We start from the raw sequence: 15,608 nt of genomic DNA, 5'->3' as shown, positions 1-15,608 counted from the left end.
ATTAGTCGTTCGAGAGGAGTTCAGTTAGCTTTTTCGCAAATCCGGCTTCATTGACTGACACGACAACACGCGCATCTTTTCCTAGTGCATGGCCAAGAATCGAACGATCCCCGACTTCAAGATATGGGACATGATAACTTGTACATTTATCCGTAACCTTTTTACGCGTGGCAGCCCCCGCATCTGCTGCTAAGAGGACAAGCTTCGCTTGTCCTCCCCGTACTTCTTTCAGCACGAGTTCTTCTCCAGTCGTCACTTTCCGCGCTCGGTTCGCGAGACCAAGTAGCGATTCCCATTTACTCATGTATACCTCCCGCGATCTCAAGCAATTGATCATACAATTCATCTGTCGTCTTGACTTTTAAATGATGATCGAGCGTTCGCTTCTTTTTCGCCTTAGTAATGACAGCTACATCTTTCGTTAAATAGGCACCTCGCCCATTCATCTTACCATTAAGATCGATGACAACCTCACTGTCAGGTGTTCGAACGACGCGAATTAGCTCTTTTTTGGTTTTCATTTCTTGTGTGATGACGCATTTACGTAAAGGTACCTTCTTTTGCACGAATTATTCCTCGCCTTCGACTTGGACCGCTTCCACGTCAACTGCTTCATCTTTAAGGAACACATCACGAAGACCCATCGATTCTGCTTCTGACTCACTCTTGATGTCAATTTTCCATCCCGTCAGTTTCGCCGCAAGACGTGCATTTTGTCCGCGTTTCCCGATTGCGAGTGACAATTGGAAATCAGGCACGACGACGATTGTCGCCTTCGCCGGTTCGTTGACATACACGCCTACGACTTGAGCAGGACTCAAGGCATTGGCCACGTATTCTTTCGGATCATCGGAATAGCGAACGATATCAATTTTTTCACCGTTCAACTCGTTGACGATGTTTTGAACACGTGCCCCTTTTTGACCGACACACGCACCAACCGGGTCGATATCATCTGACGCGACCGCGATTTTTGAGCGATCTCCGGCTTCACGCGCAACAGATTTCACTTCGACTTCGCCATCAGCGATTTCCGGCACTTCAATCTCAAACAAGCGTTTGAGTAAGCCAGGGTGTGTCCGTGATACAAGAATCGATGCGCCAGACCCTTTCACCATTGGGTCGACTTTCGTCACGTATACTTTGATGTATTCCCGAATACCGAACCGTTCATTCGGCATTTGTTCATGTGTTGATAGAACCGCTTCGATTCCCTCGAGATTAACATAGAGGTTACGTGCGTCTTGGCGTTCGACCATCCCCGTCATGATTTCATCTTCACGATCCGCAAAGTGATTGTAGATGCGCTCGCGCTCTGCTTCACGCATTTTTTGTGTGACGATTTGTTTTGCCGTCTGTGCCGCGACACGTCCGAAATCTCCCGGTGTGACTTCAACTTTATGGAAGTCTCCTAGTTCATAGGTCGGATCGATTTCATGCGCTTCTTCTAGCGAAAGTTGCTCTTCCGGTTGTGTCAACCGTTCGACGACTTCCTTCAGTGCAAAGACACGAATCTCTCCTGTTTTTTGGTCGAACTCAACCTTGACTGCCTCCGACTCTTTACCGAAGTTCCGGCGGTAAGCTGAAATCAATGCTTGTTCTAACGCATCGATGATGATGTTCTTATCGATTTCTTTTTCTTTTGCAATTTGCTCGATTGCTTCGAGTAACTGTGGTCCCATCGTTCTCTTCCTTTCCTTAGAACAGTACCGCAAGTCGCGCCATCGCGATCTTGGTCACCGGTATTTCAATTTTCAATTTTCGTGTTTTTACGCGGACTTCGATTTCAAGCATTTCGTCGTTATACGCAAGTAACGTTCCTTCAAATTCGGTAGCATCTTTAACCGGATCATTCGTTTTGACGTAGATATGTTTACCAATCGCCTTTTCGAAATCTTCCGCTTTTTTGAGTGGTCGTTCTGCACCTGGACTGGCAACATCTAGATAATAGGGTTCGTCAATCGGATCATCATTATTCAATGCTTCCGATAACTGTTCGTTGATGTTGACACAATCTTCAAGGTCAACGCCACCTTCCTTATCGATGGAGACACGTAGGAACCAATCCGCCCCCTCTTTGACGAATTCGACGTCGACAAGCTCCATCCCCTCTCGTTCCACGATTGGTTTTGCGAGCGCCTCGACCTTCTCAGTTACGTTCGTCATCTTCATCCTCCTTCAAAAAACAAACAAGAAAGGAGCAGGTCCCCCTACTCCTTCCAAGTCGTAGTATAAAAAACATTTCCTCACTCAATATAGCATAATGAACCGCTCTAAGCAAGTCTCCGCCTGGCTTTACAGGTCAAATAACGAAAGCTGGTTCTCGTCCGGAAGACCTTCGAGACAACCAAGATTGTCGAGCGTTTCGATAATCGTTTTCGATAATTTGGCACGTTTCTGTAAATCTTCTTTCGACAGGAACTCGCCACCTTTTCGGGCCTCGACGATTTGTTTTGCCGCATTTGTTCCGAGCCCTGTCACGGCGTCGAACGGTGGTAACAGCGAATCACCTTCAATTAAGAATTCACTGGCGCTCGACTTATACAAATCGACTTTTTGGAACGTAAAGCCGCGTTCAATCATCTCAAGCGCAATTTCAAGAACCGTATAGAGTCCTTTATCCTTCGCCGTCGCCTCGAATCCTTTATCTTTGATATCTTGTAAAACTTTTCGGACGGCAGCTGTTCCTTTGTTCATCGCGCCGATGTCAAAGTCACCCGCCCGGACCGTGAAGTACGATGCGTAGTAGTACATCGGATGGTGGACTTTGTAATAAGCAATCCGGACCGCCATCAAAACGTAAGCTGCAGCGTGGGCTTTCGGGAACATGTACTTGATTTTTTTACACGAGTCGATGTACCAAAGGGGTACACTGTTTTCAATCATCGCTTCTTCCATCTCAATCGAGAGCCCTTTCCCTTTACGGACGGATTCCATGATTTTAAAGGCAAGCGACGGCTCAAGACCGGCATAAATCAAGTAGACCATGATGTCATCCCGGCAGCCGATGACGTCTTTCAGTTCACAGGTTCCGTTATAAATCAACTCACTGGCATTCCCGAGCCAAACGTCCGTTCCGTGCGACAGACCGGAAATCTGGACGAGTTCCGAGAACGTCGTCGGTTTCGTTTCTTCAAGCATCTGTCGAACGAACTTCGTCCCGAACTCTGGAATCCCGAGCGTTCCGGTTTTCGAATCAATCTGTTCCGGTGTGACACCAATCGATTCCGTCGAACTGAAAATTTTCATGACCTCGGCGTCATCGACGGGAATCGTTTTCGGATCACGACCGGATAAATCTTGCAGCATCCGAATCATCGTCGGGTCATCGTGTCCGAGAATATCAAGTTTCAGTAGATTATCGTGAATCGAGTGGAAGTCAAAGTGTGTCGTTTTCCATTCCGATCCCATATCGTCCGCCGGGAACTGGATCGGACTGATATCATAGATGTCCATGTAGTCCGGGACAACGATGATACCGCCGGGGTGCTGTCCTGTCGTCCGCTTGACACCTGTCACCCCGCTGACGAGCCGGTCGACTTCCGCGTTACGGTAATTTAAATCATTTTCCGACTGATACCCCTTCACATACCCATAGGCCGTTTTTTCGGCGATCGTCCCGATCGTCCCTGCACGGTAGACATAATCATCCCCGAACAAGACTTTCGTATAGGCATGGGCTTTCGGCTGGTACTCCCCACTAAAATTCAAATCGATATCCGGTACTTTATCCCCCTTGAACCCAAGGAACGTTTCGAACGGGATGTCGTGTCCGTCTTTCGTCAATGGAATTTGACACGTCTTACATTCCTTATCCGGTAAATCGAATCCGGATCCGACCGACCCATCATCAAAGAACTCGGATTCTTGACAGTTCGGACAGACGTAATGCGGCGGTAATGGATTAACTTCCGTGATCTCCGTCATCGTCGCGACGAGACTCGATCCGACAGAACCACGCGATCCGACAAGGTACCCATCATCAAGCGATTTTTTTACGAGTTTATGCGAAATCAAATAGATGACGGCAAAACCATGGCCGATGATTGATTTCAATTCCTTTTCGAGTCGGGCTTCGACGATTTCCGGTAACGTTTCCCCATAAATTTTATGTGCCATGTCGTAGGACAGATTGCGAACCTCATCATCAGCACCGTCAATTTTAGGAGTAAAGAGATCTTTCGGGATGATATCGATGTTTTCGAACATCTCAGCGACTTTCTGACTATTCGTGACGACAAGACGTTCTGCAAGATCCGGTGCAAGGAACCGGAAGTCTTCCATCATTTCCTGCGTTGTCCGGAAATGAGCCGGGGGAAGCTGTTTCCGCATGTTGAGCATATTTGCCCCACCTTGCGTCCGAATCAAAACTTCACGGTACGTCGCGTCATGGCGATCGAGATAATGTACGTTCCCTGTCGCGACCGGCAGGATGTCGTTTTCTTCTGCGACCCGGATGACTTTTTTGATCAACTCACGAAGTTCGAGTTCATTTTGAACGATTTCCCGCTCGATTAAATGACCGTACATCGCCGGCGGCTGAATTTCGATGAAATCATAAAACTGCATGACCTTCGCTAAATCTTCATCCGATTTATTGAGCGCCGCATCAAACACTTCTCCATTGTCACACGCAGAGCCGATGATTAAACCTTCCCGGTGCGCAACGAGCTGCGAACGTGGCGTCCGAACGACACGATGGACGTGTTTCGTATGCGCAAGCGAGATGAGCTGGTAGAGATTTTTTAGCCCCGTCCGATTTTTAGCATAGACGGTCGCATGATATGGACGCGTCCGAGAAATGTCTTTTCCCATTTCCCGGTTGAGCGACAAGTGCGTTGTCATGTTGAACATCTCATCTGCCATTTGCAATAACTTCAACATCAAGTAGCCGGTTGCTTCCGCATCATAAATCGCACGGTGATGTTGTGTCAGTTCGATATCAAACCGTTTCGCGAGCGTATTCAAACGGTGATTCTTCAGTGTCGGCATCAAGACACGTGCCAGTTCAAGCGTATCGATAACGGGCAATGCCGATTCGTCATGTTCACCAGAACGAAGCGTCGCATTCAAAAACCCGATGTCAAAGGCCGCATTATGGGCGACAAGAATCGAATCCCCCGCCCAGTCCATGAATTCCTTGACGACTTGTTCCGGATCCGGTTTCCCACGGACCATGTCATCGGTGATGCCCGTCAAATCGATCGTCGTCGCAGATAATAAGTGTTTCGGATCAGCGAATGCCTCGAATTTATCAATCACGTCTCCGTCATAAATTTTTACGGCAGCTAATTCGATGATTTTGTTATACATCGCTGATAATCCGGTTGTCTCGACGTCAAAGACGACGAACGTCGCGTCCTCAAGACTGCGATCGACCGGGTTATAGGCAACTTGGACACCATCATTGACGACGTTCGCTTCGATTCCATACAATACCTTAATGTCATTTTTCTTTCCGGCATAATAGGCATCCGGGAAGCTTTGCGCTCCCGCGTGATCTGTGATGGCGACGGCCGGGTGTCCCCAAGCAGCAGCACGTTCGACGTACTTCGTCACGTTCATGACAGCATCCATCTGACTCATTTGCGAGTGCGCGTGCAATTCGACACGCTTCTCACCTGTCCAAGGGTCACCCGGAAGTTCAACCTTCACTTCAGACAATTGTGCAATCATCATACAGAGATCGCGGAGGAAGGTGTCGAACTCGACTCGTCCAGCCACTTGAATCCACATGCCCTTTTTGATTGCTGATAGGACTTTGACGTCCGTTTCATCTCGTGCAAACATCTTGACGACAAGCGAATCGGTATAGTCGGTCAATTTAAACGTAAAGATCGTTTTTCCACTTCGTAATTCCCGGCTCTCTGCTGAGAAGACAAGTCCCCGAATCGCAATCCGACGTTCTTCATCTTGAATCGTCTTAATCGGCACGATTTCATCTTGAATCGGTTTTCCGATCCGAATGTCGACCGGTCCCTCATCATCATCGCGCGACTGCTCACGTTTGAATTGAAGCTCGAGCATCCGTTTCGCTTCCTCGATGTCCTCTTGTTTGACTTGATTGCGTAACGCCTCTTGCGTCGATTGATCCATCTGGACAATCGGTTCACAAACAAACTTCGGAAATCCATAGGCACCGTATAATAATTGCATCTCTCCACACAGATCATTCTTTAAAAAACCAGCTTCCGGTTCACTCCGAACAGGGATGAAGAGTTTATTTTCCCTAAACTCTGGCAAAACACGACTGAGCTGGGTCCGCATTGCTGCAGACGCATCAGCTAAATCCTGAACGACGTATGGCCAATAGTCGATGAAAAGTTTGCTTTCCGGACGATCGTCCGAAACGAGGTTTAATTTGACTTCCGCAAATTGTTGATAACGACTCGTCAAACGACTGAAAAACATCTGATAGACGTTTTGCGGCAAAATCTTTGGAATTCGAATTTGGAACGTCCACGTTGAATTGCTTTTATTGACACGGAGCTTCTCAAGGGTAGCCCCCGTAAAATATTCTTCAGTAATTCCTGTCGGTAAATCTAAATCACTCATTAAAAGCGACATGCGTTGTTGTGTATCCACTCGCAATTGTGCTGTCCTATCGCATCACACCGTGACAGCAACTCCTCCTCCTCTTGCAGATTGCCCAAGGGGCGAATGGGTGTGAGACAAGAAAACAGTCACTTAAACGTTTTAAGTGACCGTTCCCATTACTTATTCTAAACCTTCATACAGCGAACGAACAGCCTGAACGAGATTTCCTTGTTCAAATTCTTCTGCTTCGCCGCCGCGGCGTGCTTTCAGCTCAACGATTCCGTCTGCCGCTTTTTTCCCGACGTTGATTCGAACAGGTAAGCCAACTAAATCAGCATCTGCGAATTTCACGCCAGCCCGTTCTTTCCGATCGTCAAACAGAACAGAGAATCCAGCAGCCGTCAGTTGACGGTAGACGTTTTCTGCCACTTCCATTTGCTCAGCGTTTTTCCCATTGACGGCAATCAAATGCACATCATACGGAGCAATCGCTTTCGGCCAAATGATACCACGCTCATCATAATGCTGTTCGACGACGGCAGAAAGTGTCCGTGAAACACCGATGCCGTAACAACCCATGATAAGGGGTTGCGCTTTTCCACCTTCATCAAGGAACGTCGCACCCATTCCTTGCGAGTAGCGTGTCCCGAGTTTGAAGACTTGTCCGACTTCGATACCGCGGGCGAACTTGACGTGCCCCTCGCCGTCTGGTGAAGCATCGCCTTCTTCGACGAAGCGTAAATCTGTATATTCCGCTTCAAAATCACGACTTGGATTTACATGGATGTAATGCGTTTCCGCTTTATTCGCTCCACAAACTGCGTTCGTCAAAGCGCGGACAGCATAATCCGCCACGACCTGCATGTCTGCTCCAATCGGACCGAGCGTGCCCGGTTTCGAATGCAGTGCTTGTTCGATTTCCTCATCAGAAGCCATCGTGATATCAAGCGCACCAAGGTAGTTTTTCAATTTAATGTCATTGACTTCGTGATCACCCCGGACGAGGGCCATGACGAGACCTTGTTCCGTCTTGAAGACGACCGTCTTGATTGATTCGGTTGCCGGTACCTGCAGGAACTCGCCTACCGCTTCAATCGTTTTTGCTTCTCCTGTATTAACGGTTTCCAGTGCTTCCGGTGCTTTGCCTTGTACGTCGTACGCGTCAACAGCTTCTGCCATCTCCAGGTTTGCTGCGTAATCCGACTGATCGGAATAAACAATCGTATCTTCACCGATTGCTGCAAGTGCATGGAATTCATGTGTGCCACTTCCACCAATCGCACCCGAATCGGCAACGACAGGGCGGAACTCTAATCCGACACGCGTAAAGATTTTATTGTATGTTTCAAACATGTTTTGGTATTCGTCATCCAGGCTTTCTTGTGTCGCATGGAACGAATACGCATCTTTCATGATGAACTCACGTCCGCGCAAGAGACCGAACCGTGGGCGACGTTCGTCACGATACTTCATTTGAATCTGAAACAGATTGACCGGTAATTTTTTGTACGAGTTCAACTCATCCCGAACGATTGACGTAATTAATTCTTCATGTGTCGCACCGAGCGCGAACCGTCGATCATGACGGTCTGTCAAGCGCATCAATTCAGGTCCGTAAATGTCCCAGCGCCCGGTTTCTTCCCATAGCTCTGCCGGTTGAATAGCTGGCATCAATAGCTCTTGTGCCCCAGCCGCATCCATCTCTTCACGAATGATCGTCTCAATCTTCGCTAAGACACGTTTCGCAAGTGGCAAGTATGAGTAAATTCCTGCTGCATTTTGACGGACAAAACCCGCACGTAATAAAAGTTGATGGCTAATAGCATCTGCGTCTGATGGTACTTCACGCAATGTTGGCATAAACATTTTCGATTGTTTCATAATGAGTCGTGAACCCCTTTGATTGAAAGATTAAAAGAACTTCTGGATGTCATTCCATGTGACGACGAGCATCAAGAGCATGAGCAGTGCAAATCCAACGAAGTGCACGAGCCCTTCTTTTTGCGGGTCGACCGGTTTGCCGCGTAACGCTTCGAGGAAGAGGAAGAGTAATCGACCACCGTCAAGCGCGGGTAGTGGTAATAGGTTAAAGACCGCTAAGTTGACGGACAATAGAGCTGTCCACGTCAAGAGCATCGAAAATCCGCTGTCCGCTACCTGGTCCGTCATCTTGACGATTCCGACAGGACCTGATAGTTGATCGACACCAACGACCCCTGTCACTAAGTCACCGACTGCGCCGACAATTAACGTCGACATCCGCCATGTTTCCGTTACACCCGTTTCGAGTGCCGTCCCGAACGACTTTTCCGTCTCGTTCGTCACACCGATGATTCCGACTTTTTGATCGCCTTGTTGTTGAATTTTCGGCGTAATTTGTGTTGTTGTTTCTTGACCATCCCGCTCATAGACGACGGTCGTTTCTTTTCCAGCTTCATCTTGGAAGCCAGCACGAAGGTCTTCCCATTTTGTCGTCTCGTCTCCGTTGACGGAAACGATCCGGTCGCCTTCGACGAGCCCTGCTTGGTCCGCCGGCGAATCTTTTTGGACGGTCCCGATGACACTTTCACCCGTTGGAGAACCGTTGTACAACGCTAATCCAAATAAGATGATGAAGGCGAGAACAAAGTTCATCGCTGGTCCGGCAGCAATCGCAAGTACCCGTTTAAAAACGGATTTCGAACCAAATGTCCGGTCGTACGGCGCAATTTGTGTTCGTGTCTGCCCTTCGACGAGGAAGGCGGTTTTTGAAATATCGTATCGTGTCGAGACTTCGTCTTGTAACCCAACGAGCTCTAACTTGTGCAATAAATCAATCCGTTCGACCGTCACGACTTGGTCTGCCTTCGGATGGCTTGCATCTAAATAGATCGCGTCGACAAGGCCCTCGTTCATGCCTAAGCCAACAGCCTGACCAGGTTTGACTTCAACGAACTCTGGTTCTTCGCCAGCCATCTTAACATATCCGCCAATTGGCAAGAGGCGAACCGTATACAATGTCTCATTTTTGAAAAACGAGAAGATTTTCGGTCCAAAGCCGATCGCGAACTCCCGGCAAAGGATTCCAGCGCGCTTCGCCATTACGAGATGACCCCATTCATGTACGGCAACAAGTACACCGAACATCAATACGATCGAAATAAAGGTCGTCATTGCTATCCCATCCTTAGTTAGCGAGTGAAAGTGACGCGACAAACGCACGTGCCCAGCGATCCGCCTCTAAAATTTGATCCAAAGACGGATCGTTGATCAGTTCATGCGCCCGTAACGCAGCTTCAACACTCACTTCGATTTCTAAAAAGCTGATTTCCCCTTTTAAAAAGCGGTCAACGGCTTGTTCGTTCGCGGCATTAAGTACTGAAGGCATCGAACCCCCCGCACTACCCGCTTCAAAAGCGAGGCGTAATAAGGGATAGCGTTCAAATGAAGCTTCAGCAAAGTTCAAGCGTCCGATTTCTTTTAAGTTTAACCGTTCTCCCCCTTTGATTTCAAGGCGGGACGGATATGTAAGGGCATATTGAATCGGTTCACGCATATCCGGCATACCGAGCTGTGCCATGACGGCACCATCATTGAACTCGACCATCGAGTGAATGATTGACTCTCGGTGAATGACGACATCGATTTCTTCATACGCAACATCAAACAACCAGTGGGCTTCAATGACTTCGAACCCTTTATTCATCATCGTTGCAGAATCAATCGTAATTTTCGCCCCCATCGACCAGTTCGGATGATTCAGCGCTTGCTCGACCGTAACATCCGCCAATTGATCGCGCGTCATGTCACGGAAACTACCGCCAGATGCCGTTAAAATAATTTGACGGACATCTTCACGTCGTTCTCCATTCAAACATTGGAAAATCGCTGCATGCTCACTATCGACAGGTAAGATAGCAACACCTTTTTCACGTGCTTTTTTCATGACAAGATGTCCAGCAGTAACCAAGGTTTCTTTATTCGCGAGACCAATCGTTTTTCCTGCTTCAATCGCTGCGAGCGTCGGACGGAGACCGACTGCACCGACGACTGCCGTGATGACAATATCTGCTTCTTCCATTGTTGCGACGTCAATCAAGCCTTGATCGCCCGTCAAAATTGTCGGACGATAGTCGAGTAGCTTTTGCAACTGTCCGCGCGTCACTTCGTCCATGACGGAGACAAGCATCGGACGTAAACGATTCAACCATGGAACTGCAACGTCAATATTTTTCCCGAACGCAAAACTGACGAGTTGAAACTGTTCAGGATTGGCGGCAATGACGTCCAGCGTCTGTGTCCCGATCGAACCTGTTCCCCCAATAATACTGACTTTCTTCATGTAACTTCCTCCTCAACTGAAGATGCCGAGTGTGATCAATACCGTAAAGACGATTAACATGCTATCAAAACGATCAAGAATCCCACCGTGCCCCGGAAGTAAACTTCCGGCATCTTTCACGCCATAATGTCGTTTGTATGCTGATTGTACGAGATCACCCAGTTGACCGACGACAGCCACGATCAGTGCTAATAAAACGACTTCTGCATACCCGATTGTCGGTGTAATCGCTTCAAAAATCACACCAAGAAGTACCGCGAGTAAAATTCCGCCTGCCGCCCCTTCAATCGTCTTATTTGGACTGATTGCCGGCCATAGTTTTGTTTTGCCGAAACGTTTCCCGACAAAATAGGCACCTGAATCTGTGAACCAAATCAAAAGAATGATTAACAGCGATAACGTCAGGCCATTATCCAGTAAACGGATGAACGCGAACGATGCAAAACCAACACCGACATAAACACTCGTTAGTAGCAAAAAAGCCACGTCGTCAAACGTGAACACATTTTTTGAAAATACAGTCCAAAATAGACCGACTAAAATAATCAGCATTCCCCAAGCAAGTGGAGATAATCCGCTTACCACTGTTTGTTCACTCGTTAATTCATAGACACGAATGAAGGGAAGCAATGTCCCAATCCCGAACAAGAGAACGGGAATCGACGAAAAGCTCAGTTGTCTCATCTTGACGAGTTCTGTATAACCGATCACTGTTAAGATTGCCATGAAGGCAAGAAATGGAAGACCACCCAAGTAAAGTAACCCTAAAAAGATGGCACCTGCCCAAATCCCTGTAATAATACGCGTTTTCATAAGCTATGTCCTCGTTTAGTCAGACGCCGCCGAATCGGCGTGTCCGTTGATTGTAATCCTCGATTGCTGTCAAAAATTGTTCCCGTCGAAATTCCGGCCACAAGACATCGGTGAAGTAAAACTCCGCATAGGCTGCTTGCCATAACAAGAAATTCGATAACCGCTGTTCTCCGCTCGTTCGTATGACGAGATCGACATCTGTCATGGAACCCGTCATCAATTCGTGTTCGATGACCTCATTTGTAATCTCAGTCGGAAGCAGTTGTCCGGCTTGTACTTTTTCAGCAATCTTTTGCATGACTTGAACGATTTCATCTCGCCCGCCATAATTTAATGCAAAAATTAACCGTAGTCCAGTATTGTCAACTGTATCCTGTTTCGCTTGTTGAACTGCCTCCCGTGTATAGACGGGTAAACGCGATATTTCACCAGCGACTTCTACTTTGACATTGCGTTCATTCAAGTCTTTTAAATCCGACTCTAAAAATTGAGCCGGTAACTTCATCAAGAAACTGACTTCTTCTTCAGGACGCGTCCAGTTTTCGGTCGAGAAAGCGTATAAGGTCAGACTCTTTACCCCTAACTCATTAGCGACACGGACGACTTCGCGAACTGATTTCATCCCCTCACGATGCCCCATGATGCGGGGAAGTCCTCGTTTTTTTGCCCAACGTCCATTTCCATCCATGATGATCGCGATGTGATCAGGTACGTGTTGTTCGATCACTTCTTTTGTCTGGTTTAACCATTGAAACATGTACTTCTTCCTCCCCTCATTCATTTATAAGAAGAAGGGGACTCTTCGTGTGACAAAGAGTCCCCAACATGACGACGATTCGCGTCATACTTCCATAATTTCTTTTTCTTTATCCGTCGCTGTTTGATCAAGCGCTTTGACGAATTTATCCGTCAATGTTTGGACATCTTCCGTATAACCACGTAAGTCATCCTCTGTTAACGCTCCATCTTTTTCTTCTTTCTTCAGTTGCTCATTCGTATCACGGCGAATGTTACGTAATGCAACTTTTCCTTCTTCCGTATACTTCTTGACGAGCTTAACAAGTTCTTTTCGGCGATCTTCCGTAAGTGGCGGAATCGCTAAGCGAATGACCGTACCATCTGAAGATGGGGCTAATCCTAAATCTGCACGCTGGATTGCTTTTTCGATTTCTGTAACCATCGATTTATCCCAAGGTGTGATTAAGATGAGGCGCGCTTCCGGTGTATTCACGTTCGCGACTTGATTAAGTGGTGTCGGTGAACCGTAGTAATCGACATGAACAGGGTCAAGGATTGCAACGTTCGCACGACCCGCACGGAGTGTCGCAAGTTCTTTTTTAAGTGAAAGATGCGCTTTTTCCATCCGATCTTCGGCTTGTTTCATGATTTGCTGTGACATATTATTTCCCCCTTACGAGTGTTCCAATTTCGTCGCCAACGACGACGCGTTTAATATTTCCTTCTTCCATCAATGAGAAAACGATGAGCGGAATATCATTATCCATGCAGAGTGACGTTGCAGTCGAATCCATGACTTGCAAGCCGTCTTTTAATACATCGAGGTAAGACAATGTCTCGAATTTTTTCGCATCCGGATCTACGTTCGGATCGGCCGAATACACACCATCGACATTGTTTTTCGCCATCAAGATGACTTCAGCTTCAATTTCAGCGGCACGAAGCGCTGCTGTCGTATCTGTCGAGAAGTACGGATTTCCCGTTCCGGCCGCAAAAATGACGACCCGACCTTTTTCTAAGTGACGCATCGCACGACGACGAATGTACGGTTCAGCAACTTGTCGCATTTCGATTGAAGTCTGAACGCGCGTTTCAACGCCTACTGACTCTAAGCTATCTTGTAATGCGAGCGAGTTCATGACCGTCGCAAGCATCCCCATATAATCGGCATTTGCCCGGTCCATTCCAAGTTCTGCCCCTGTTTTACCACGCCAAATGTTACCTGCACCTACAACAACGGCAACTTGTACATTCAATTCTACCAATTCGCGAATCTGTTGAGAAATTGAATTGACGATTGCGGGGTTGATTCCGAACCCTTGATCACCTGCGAGCGCTTCTCCGCTCAATTTTAACACAATCCGGTTATATTTCGGTTGCATGACTACGTCCTCCTTGCTAAATTCCGTAAAAAAGGAACACGAACCACTTCCACACGAAAGTGGATTGAAGCATACGTGTTCCTTCTCTTGTCATCAGGAAATCCTGATTCTTATTTTTTAAGTTGGTTCATAACTTCTTCAGCGAAGTTTTCTTCACGTTTTTCCATACCTTCTCCAACTTCGAAGCGTACGAATGAAACGACTTTTCCGCCTTTAGATTCTACGTATTTACCAACTTTGAAGTCTGGGTCTTTAACGAATGTTTGGTCGACGAGGCAAATTTCCTCGAAGTACTTGTTCATACGTCCAGCAATCATTTTTTCAACGATGTTAGCAGGTTTGCCTTCGTTGATTGCTTGCTCTGTCAAGACTTTTTCTTCACGTGCTTTTTCTTCTTCTGTTACAGAAGAACGATCGACGTAAAGTGGGCGTGCCGCTGCGATGTGCATCGAAACATCTTTTGCAACTGCTTCGTCTGTTGTTCCTTCGATGACGACGACAGAACCGATACGTCCACCCATGTGGAGGTAAGAACCGAACGCTGCGTTGTCTTCTTTCGTGAAGAGTGCTACACGGCGGAGTGAAATTTTCTCTCCGATTGTAGAAGCTTCTTCAGAAATATACGTTTCGATTGTTTTACCCGCTTCGTATTCAGAAACGAGAGCTGCTTCAGCCGTTTCAGAACCGTTACGGAGAACTGCATCCGCGATGTTTTGAACGAGTGATTGGAAACGTTCGTTTTTTGCAACGAAGTCTGTTTCTGAGTTGATTTCGACGAGTGCTGCTTTGTTTCCGTCAACTGCGACTGCTGTCAAACCTTCTGCTGCGATACGATCGCCTTTAGCTGCTGCTTTTGCGATCCCTTTTTCACGCAAGAAATCAACTGCCGCGTTCATATCCCCATCCGTTTCAACGAGCGCTTTTTTGCAGTCGAGCATACCTGCACCTGTTTTTTCACGAAGTTCTTTTACCATTGCTGCTGTAATAGCCATTCGATATTCCTCCTTATAACGTCCTTATTTTCAAAAAAAAGGTGATAAAAGGTCAATTCCCTTTATCACCTGGCATCACGAATTACTCAGCGTCTGCTACTACTTCTTCAGTAGTTTCAGGTGCTACGTTATCTTCGCCTTGTTTAACTTCGAGGATTGCGTCAGCCATTTTACCAGTGAGCAATTTGACTGCACGGATCGCATCGTCGTTCGCTGGGATGACGTAGTCGATTTCGTCTGGATCACAGTTAGTATCAACGATCGCAACGATTGGGATGTTGAGTTTGTGTGCTTCTGCAATCGCGATACGCTCTTTGCGTGGGTCAACGATGAAGAGTGCATCTGGAACGCCTGGCATATCTTTGATACCGCCGAGGAATTTCTCAAGACGAGTCATTTCTTTTTTAAGAATGATGACTTCTTTTTTAGGAAGAACTTCGAACGTACCGTTCTCTTCCATTTTTTCGAGTTGTTTCAAACGGTTAATCCGTTTTTTGATTGTAGAGAAGTTCGTGAGTGTTCCACCTAACCAACGTTCGTTGATGAAGTATTGACCAGCACGGATCGCTTCTTCTTTCACAGTGTCTTGAGCTTGTTTTTTCGTACCAACGAAAAGAACGTTTCCGCCTTCAGACGCTACTTCACGGATGAAGTTGTAAGCTTCGTCTACTTTTTTAACCGTTTTTTGTAGGTCAATGATGTAGATTCCGTTACGTTCTGTGAAGATGTATTTTGCCATTTTTGGGTTCCAACGGCGTGTTTGGTGACCGAAGTGTACACCAGCTTCTAACAATTGTTTCATCGAGATTACTGCCATGATGAATT

The 15,608-nt window shown here is 47.0% G+C and carries 14 protein-coding genes; all 14 read right to left on the bottom strand.

Annotated elements, in window-relative coordinates; genetic code table 11:
- Position 1 precedes the first annotated feature (1 nt).
- The 14 genes from KNP98_RS05765 to rpsB all read right to left on the bottom strand — a co-directional run bounded on the left by KNP98_RS05765 (position 2) and on the right by rpsB (position 15,600).
- A complete protein-coding gene (locus KNP98_RS05765) occupies positions 2-304 on the bottom strand; it encodes a YlxQ family RNA-binding protein (protein ID WP_029330734.1) in 303 nt (100 codons plus the stop codon).
- Positions 297-566 carry an RNase P modulator RnpM gene (gene rnpM, locus KNP98_RS05760; protein WP_029330736.1) on the bottom strand — a complete coding sequence of 90 codons (270 nt, stop codon included), beginning with the start codon at positions 564-566 and terminating at the stop codon, positions 297-299. Before rnpM ends, KNP98_RS05765 begins: the two co-directional genes overlap by 8 nt.
- Before the next feature lie 3 nt (positions 567-569).
- Positions 570-1,682, bottom strand: coding sequence for a transcription termination factor NusA (gene nusA / locus KNP98_RS05755; RefSeq protein WP_029330738.1), 1,113 nt, complete (start codon positions 1,680-1,682; stop codon positions 570-572).
- A gap of 16 nt (positions 1,683-1,698) precedes the next feature.
- Positions 1,699-2,166, bottom strand: coding sequence for a ribosome maturation factor RimP (gene rimP, locus KNP98_RS05750; protein ID WP_088837345.1), 468 nt, complete (start codon positions 2,164-2,166; stop codon positions 1,699-1,701).
- A 129-nt stretch (positions 2,167-2,295) separates the two neighbouring features.
- Complete coding sequence (locus KNP98_RS05745; protein ID WP_483298136.1) at positions 2,296-6,567, bottom strand: PolC-type DNA polymerase III; 4,272 nt, start codon at positions 6,565-6,567, stop codon at positions 2,296-2,298.
- Between the two features lie 150 nt (positions 6,568-6,717).
- Entirely contained in the window at positions 6,718-8,418 is a 1,701-nt protein-coding gene (locus tag KNP98_RS05740; RefSeq protein ID WP_214810842.1) for a proline--tRNA ligase, read from the bottom strand.
- 30 nt (positions 8,419-8,448) lie between these two features.
- Positions 8,449-9,690, bottom strand: a complete 1,242-nt coding sequence (gene rseP / locus KNP98_RS05735; protein WP_088837348.1) for an RIP metalloprotease RseP — start codon at positions 9,688-9,690, stop codon at positions 8,449-8,451.
- Positions 9,691-9,703: 13 nt separating this feature from the next.
- Positions 9,704-10,858 carry a 1-deoxy-D-xylulose-5-phosphate reductoisomerase gene (locus tag KNP98_RS05730; RefSeq protein WP_214765126.1) on the bottom strand — a complete coding sequence of 385 codons (1,155 nt, stop codon included), beginning with the start codon at positions 10,856-10,858 and terminating at the stop codon, positions 9,704-9,706.
- Between the two features lie 12 nt (positions 10,859-10,870).
- A complete protein-coding gene (locus tag KNP98_RS05725) occupies positions 10,871-11,671 on the bottom strand; it encodes a phosphatidate cytidylyltransferase (protein ID WP_088837350.1) in 801 nt (266 codons plus the stop codon).
- A gap of 19 nt (positions 11,672-11,690) precedes the next feature.
- Positions 11,691-12,428, bottom strand: coding sequence for an undecaprenyl pyrophosphate synthase (locus KNP98_RS05720; protein WP_029330752.1), 738 nt, complete (start codon positions 12,426-12,428; stop codon positions 11,691-11,693).
- Between the two features lie 84 nt (positions 12,429-12,512).
- Positions 12,513-13,070, bottom strand: coding sequence for a ribosome recycling factor (frr, locus tag KNP98_RS05715; protein WP_029330759.1), 558 nt, complete (start codon positions 13,068-13,070; stop codon positions 12,513-12,515).
- Position 13,071: 1 nt separating this feature from the next.
- Positions 13,072-13,791 (bottom strand): UMP kinase, encoded by a 720-nt coding sequence (pyrH, locus tag KNP98_RS05710; RefSeq protein ID WP_088837351.1) that lies wholly within the window; start codon positions 13,789-13,791, stop codon positions 13,072-13,074.
- Between the two features lie 110 nt (positions 13,792-13,901).
- Entirely contained in the window at positions 13,902-14,783 is an 882-nt protein-coding gene (gene tsf / locus KNP98_RS05705) for a translation elongation factor Ts (protein WP_088837352.1), read from the bottom strand.
- Positions 14,784-14,865: 82 nt separating this feature from the next.
- Positions 14,866-15,600: a 30S ribosomal protein S2 gene (rpsB, locus tag KNP98_RS05700; protein WP_012370721.1), complete on the bottom strand. Its 735-nt coding sequence runs from the start codon at positions 15,598-15,600 to the stop codon at positions 14,866-14,868.
- Positions 15,601-15,608 lie beyond the last annotated feature (8 nt).

The sequence above is a fragment of the Exiguobacterium sp. s127 genome, from assembly GCF_018618695.1.
Lineage (GTDB): Bacteria > Bacillota > Bacilli > Exiguobacteriales > Exiguobacteriaceae > Exiguobacterium_A > Exiguobacterium_A oxidotolerans.
This window is presented reverse-complemented; position numbering and strand designations above follow the sequence as displayed.

Coding starts and splice junctions, on each gene's coding strand:
- KNP98_RS05765 (WP_029330734.1), bottom strand. CDS start 304: ATGAGTAAATGGGAATCGCTACTTGGTCTCGCGAACCGAGCGCGGAAA.
- nusA (WP_029330738.1), bottom strand. CDS start 1,682: ATGGGACCACAGTTACTCGAAGCAATCGAGCAAATTGCAAAAGAAAAA.
- rimP (WP_088837345.1), bottom strand. CDS start 2,166: ATGACGAACGTAACTGAGAAGGTCGAGGCGCTCGCAAAACCAATCGTG.
- KNP98_RS05745 (WP_483298136.1), bottom strand. CDS start 6,567: ATGTCGCTTTTAATGAGTGATTTAGATTTACCGACAGGAATTACTGAA.
- KNP98_RS05740 (WP_214810842.1), bottom strand. CDS start 8,418: ATGAAACAATCGAAAATGTTTATGCCAACATTGCGTGAAGTACCATCA.
- rseP (WP_088837348.1), bottom strand. CDS start 9,690: ATGACGACCTTTATTTCGATCGTATTGATGTTCGGTGTACTTGTTGCC.
- KNP98_RS05730 (WP_214765126.1), bottom strand. CDS start 10,858: ATGAAGAAAGTCAGTATTATTGGGGGAACAGGTTCGATCGGGACACAG.
- KNP98_RS05725 (WP_088837350.1), bottom strand. CDS start 11,671: ATGAAAACGCGTATTATTACAGGGATTTGGGCAGGTGCCATCTTTTTA.
- KNP98_RS05720 (WP_029330752.1), bottom strand. CDS start 12,428: ATGTTTCAATGGTTAAACCAGACAAAAGAAGTGATCGAACAACACGTA.
- frr (WP_029330759.1), bottom strand. CDS start 13,070: ATGTCACAGCAAATCATGAAACAAGCCGAAGATCGGATGGAAAAAGCG.
- pyrH (WP_088837351.1), bottom strand. CDS start 13,791: ATGCAACCGAAATATAACCGGATTGTGTTAAAATTGAGCGGAGAAGCG.
- tsf (WP_088837352.1), bottom strand. CDS start 14,783: ATGGCTATTACAGCAGCAATGGTAAAAGAACTTCGTGAAAAAACAGGT.
- rpsB (WP_012370721.1), bottom strand. CDS start 15,600: ATGGCAGTAATCTCGATGAAACAATTGTTAGAAGCTGGTGTACACTTC.